Origin of the sequence: Polaromonas sp., assembly GCF_041689105.1 — a bacterium.
In the GTDB taxonomy this organism is placed as follows: Bacteria; Pseudomonadota; Gammaproteobacteria; order Burkholderiales; family Burkholderiaceae_C; genus Polaromonas.
The window spans coordinates 1-3,771 of sequence record NZ_JBDNGU010000043.1 but is presented as its reverse complement, the minus strand read 5'-3'; the positions used below and the strand labels follow the sequence as shown (position 1 = coordinate 3,771).

Sequence of the window (3,771 nt, the reverse complement as noted above, 5' to 3'; positions counted from 1 at the left end):
GAAATCATCCGGATGGTGGCTTCGCCAAGCCCCTTGGGCGCGACGTCCGATTCGATGTCCGTGACAAAACCATGCTTGTAGGGCTGGTTGACTAGGTTTTGCAGTACTGCACTCATGATGTTGTTCCTAAGTTAAGCTGAGAAGGACGACCCGCAGCCACAGGTAGAAGTAGCACCAGGATTGTTCTTGATGACGAACTGCGCACCTTCCAGATCGTCTTTGTAATCAATCTCTGCCCCCACCAGGTACTGGTAGCTCATCGCGTCAATCAGCAGCGACACGCCGTTTTTGGTCATCGTCGTATCGTCTTCGTTGGCGACTTCGTCAAACGTGAATCCGTAGGAGAAGCCAGAGCAGCCGCCGCCCTGAACAAAAACACGCAGTTTCAGGTCGGGGTTGCCTTCTTCGGCAATCAAATCAGCGACTTTGGCCGCCGCGCTGTCGGTAAAGATAAAAGCTGCGGGCATTTCGGTCTGGATGTTTTCAGAAACTGCGCTCATGGTGTTACCTCTGTGTTTTTTACATCAAGCTTGGGCTTTTTCACGTTGAAACTCTCGCCACAGCCGCACTCGCTGTCGACGTTGGGATTGTCAAATTTGAACATCTGCTTGAGTCCTTCGGTGACGAAGTCGATGCGCGAGCCGTCGAGGAATGCCAGGCTGTCGGCATCGATCAGCACACGGGCGTCATGCGACTCGAAGCTGTGATCGTTCGCGCGAATTTCGTCGGCGATGTCGAAGGTGTGCGCCAGACCGGTACAGCCAACTTTCTTGACGCCGATGCGCAGGGCAATCCCTTTGCCGCGCTTTGCCAGCTGGCGCTGAATCTGTTTTGCCGCATTTTCAGTCAATGTAATTGCCATAAGTTAAGCTCCAAAGTAAGCAAAGAGAACACCGGGATAAATAGACGAATATAGTATCGATTCAAAACTACATTCTTGTCAATAAGGTTTCTAAACGCTATTATACTGGCATCATCGAGGAGTTAAAAATGAACAGTCGCGCTATTGCGGAGTTGGTCTTTCACTTGGGGCGCATAGCGTCGGGGGAGGGGCTCGTGGAGGGGCTGACGGCAGCCCAGTGGGCGGTGCTCAGATACTTTGCCCAGGCCAACCGCTTCTCGCGAACGCCGTCCGCCTTTGCCGCGTTCCATGGCACGACCCGGGGTACGGCGTCACAGACAATCAAAAGCCTCGAAACCCAAGGCTATCTGACACGCATGCGGTCAGAGGACGACGGGCGCAGTGTGCGGCTGGTTCTAACCGAGAAAGCCAGGGGCATTCTTTCTAACGACCCCTTCGAATCCCTGGTCCGTGCTGCGGACTCCCTACCTCCAAGTGTCCAAGGCCACTTCGCCAATGCCTTGCAACGCATGCTCGGTCAGGTGGCGCAAGAGAGAGGCAAAGCTCCCTTCGGCACCTGCACGTCGTGTCAACATCTGGAAAGCGACGGCTGCAGCCGCGATGAACAGACGCCCTATGCGTGCGGGTTCACAAGCGAGCCGCTGCGTCTGGAAGAGCTCGACGGGGTCTGCATCAACTTCGTTCCCGGCAAGCCCATGATGGTGAAGGGCGCTGTCACCGGAGCCGCACCGCGATGAGTCCTGTTACCGCTTCAGCGATCACTATCGCAGACGGTGAGGTCACCCCCAATGTCGAGCTGCCCGAGCCCAATCAACACCAGGAAGCAAGATGACTGATGATTTGTATTTCAAGAAGCACGTATTTTTTGCATGAACCAGCGCGATGACGGCCGTCCATGCTGTCACAACAGCGGCCCGGAAGCAGCACAGAAACATGCAAAAAAAAGAATCAGGCAACTCGATCTAAACGGTCACGGAAATATCCGCATCAACCAGTCCGGTTGCCTCGACCGTTGCGAAAAAGGACCGATGCTGGTCGTCTATCCGGAAGGCACGTGGTACACCTATGTCGATATGCAAGATATCGATGAAATCATTGATTCGCATCTGGTTGGCGGCAAGGTCGTCGAGCGTTTGAAGATATAGCGTCGCGGCCCGTCAACACAACAAGCAGACAGAAACATGAACGCCCACACACAAGTATTTCCCCATCCCTGCGCTAATCTCGTGGAAACCGCGTCATGGCTGTTTGAGGCGCATGTTATTGGAGTTTTATGAGCAGCCCTCAAGAGATCATTCTCTCCGAACCCCGCAGTTTTTGCGCCGGTGTGGATCGCGCGATTGGAATCGTCGAGCGCGCCTTGGGCAAGTTTAGCGCGCCGATTTACGTGCACCATGAAATTGTGCACAACACCTATGTGATCAACGAGCTCAGGGGAAAAGGCGCAATTTTTATTGAAGACCTGGACGACGTGCCGCCGGGTGCCACGTTGGTGTTCAGCGCCCACGGTGTCAGCAAGGCGATCCAACACGGGGCCCAGGCCAGAGGCTTCCAGATTTTTGACGCCACCTGCCCGCTGGTGACCAAGGTGCACGTGGAAGTGGCCGAGCTGCACAAGGAGGGTTACGAGTTCATCATGATCGGCCACAAGGGCCATCCCGAGGTCGATGGCACCATGGGCCAGCTCGACAGCGGCATCATTCACCTGGTCGAAGATGTGGCCGACGTGGCGCGCATCCAGCCGACGCAGACCGACAAACTCGCGGTGGTGACGCAAACCACACTGAGCGTCGATGATGCGGCCGAGATCGCCACCGCCATCAAAGCGCGTTTTCCGCTGGTGCGCTCGCCCAAACAGCAGGACATCTGCTATGCCACCCAAAACCGCCAGAACGCGGTCAAGTTGATGAGCCCACAGATCGATATCCTGATCGTGGTGGGTAGCCCGACCAGTTCAAACAGCATCCGCCTCCGCGACCTGGCCGTCAAGCTCGGCACCGAGGCCTACATGGTCGATGACGCGACCGAGCTTCAGCCTGAGTGGTTCGAAGGCAAAAGCCATGTCGGCCTGACCGCCGGGGCATCGGCGCCTGAAATTCTGATCAAGCAGGTAATAGACCGCACCAAGGCGCTGGGCGCCGTGTCGGTGCGCAAGATGGCGGGCATCGAGGAGACCATCAAGTTCCCACTGCCCAAAGGGCTCAAGCTCGACGGACCCACGCTGGACGTCTTGGGCGGCGACTTACATGCCGGGTCACGGTGTTGTTGAATATCGGCTGGGTCGGTTTCGTGACGATGCTGGTATTCAGCATCGAATACTTGGTCGGATTCTGTTACGTCCGGAACAAAGGTGCGCTGGACAAGGAATAGATAAGAGAAAAAGCCGCGAAGGTTTTTTGTCAAAAAGGAACGCGTATGTCACTAGAAGGTGTTATTTTTTCTAATGTTAACGAAGGTTTTATGACTACGAGTTACGACTCGGTGGTCAACTGGGCCAAAACGGGATCGCTCTGGCCCATGACCTTCGGTCTGGCCTGCTGCGCCGTCGAGATGATGCATGCTGGTGCGGCGCGTTACGACCTCGACCGCTTCGGCATGCTGTTCCGTCCGAGCCCGCGCCAGTCCGACCTGATGATTGTGGCCGGCACGCTATGCAACAAGATGGGGCCGGCGCTGCGCAAGGTCTATGACCAGATGGCCGAGCCACGGTGGGTGATTTCGATGGGGTCGTGCGCCAACGGCGGCGGCTACTACCACTACAGTTATTCCGTGGTTCGCGGTTGCGACCGTATCGTGCCCGTCGATGTCTATGTACCGGGCTGCCCGCCCACCGCTGAAGCACTGATATACGGCATCATCCAGTTGCAGCAAAAAATCCGCCGTACCAACACCATTGCAAGAGTTTGATG

The 3,771-nt window shown here is 56.0% G+C and carries 5 protein-coding genes and 1 pseudogene; 4 read left to right on the top strand and 2 right to left on the bottom strand.

The annotated features are described in order from the left end of the window. Positions 1 to 131: 131 nt before the first annotated feature. Positions 132 to 500: an iron-sulfur cluster insertion protein ErpA gene (gene erpA, locus ACESMT_RS03905; RefSeq protein ID WP_372825264.1), complete on the bottom strand. Its 369-nt coding sequence runs from the start codon at positions 498 to 500 to the stop codon at positions 132 to 134. Next, positions 497 to 862: a HesB/IscA family protein gene (locus ACESMT_RS03900; RefSeq protein ID WP_372825263.1), complete on the bottom strand. Its 366-nt coding sequence runs from the start codon at positions 860 to 862 to the stop codon at positions 497 to 499. Before ACESMT_RS03900 ends, erpA begins: the two co-directional genes overlap by 4 nt. Positions 863 to 990: 128 nt before the next feature. On the opposite strand from ACESMT_RS03900, the gene ACESMT_RS03895 reads away from it, so the two are divergent. The 4 genes and pseudogenes from ACESMT_RS03895 (at position 991) to ACESMT_RS03880 (ending at position 3,769) form a co-directional block, all read left to right on the top strand. Beyond that, positions 991 to 1,599: a MarR family winged helix-turn-helix transcriptional regulator gene (locus ACESMT_RS03895; RefSeq protein ID WP_372825262.1), complete on the top strand. Its 609-nt coding sequence runs from the start codon at positions 991 to 993 to the stop codon at positions 1,597 to 1,599. Positions 1,600 to 1,690: 91 nt separating this feature from the next. Further along, a pseudogene (locus ACESMT_RS03890) lies at positions 1,691 to 2,007 on the top strand (ferredoxin). Between the two features lie 128 nt (positions 2,008 to 2,135). Continuing rightward, positions 2,136 to 3,131 carry a 4-hydroxy-3-methylbut-2-enyl diphosphate reductase gene (gene ispH / locus ACESMT_RS03885; protein ID WP_372825261.1) on the top strand — a complete coding sequence of 332 codons (996 nt, stop codon included), beginning with the start codon at positions 2,136 to 2,138 and terminating at the stop codon, positions 3,129 to 3,131. Positions 3,132 to 3,277: 146 nt separating this feature from the next. After that, complete coding sequence (locus tag ACESMT_RS03880) at positions 3,278 to 3,769, top strand: NADH-quinone oxidoreductase subunit B family protein (protein WP_372825260.1); 492 nt, start codon at positions 3,278 to 3,280, stop codon at positions 3,767 to 3,769. Positions 3,770 to 3,771: the final 2 nt, after the last annotated feature.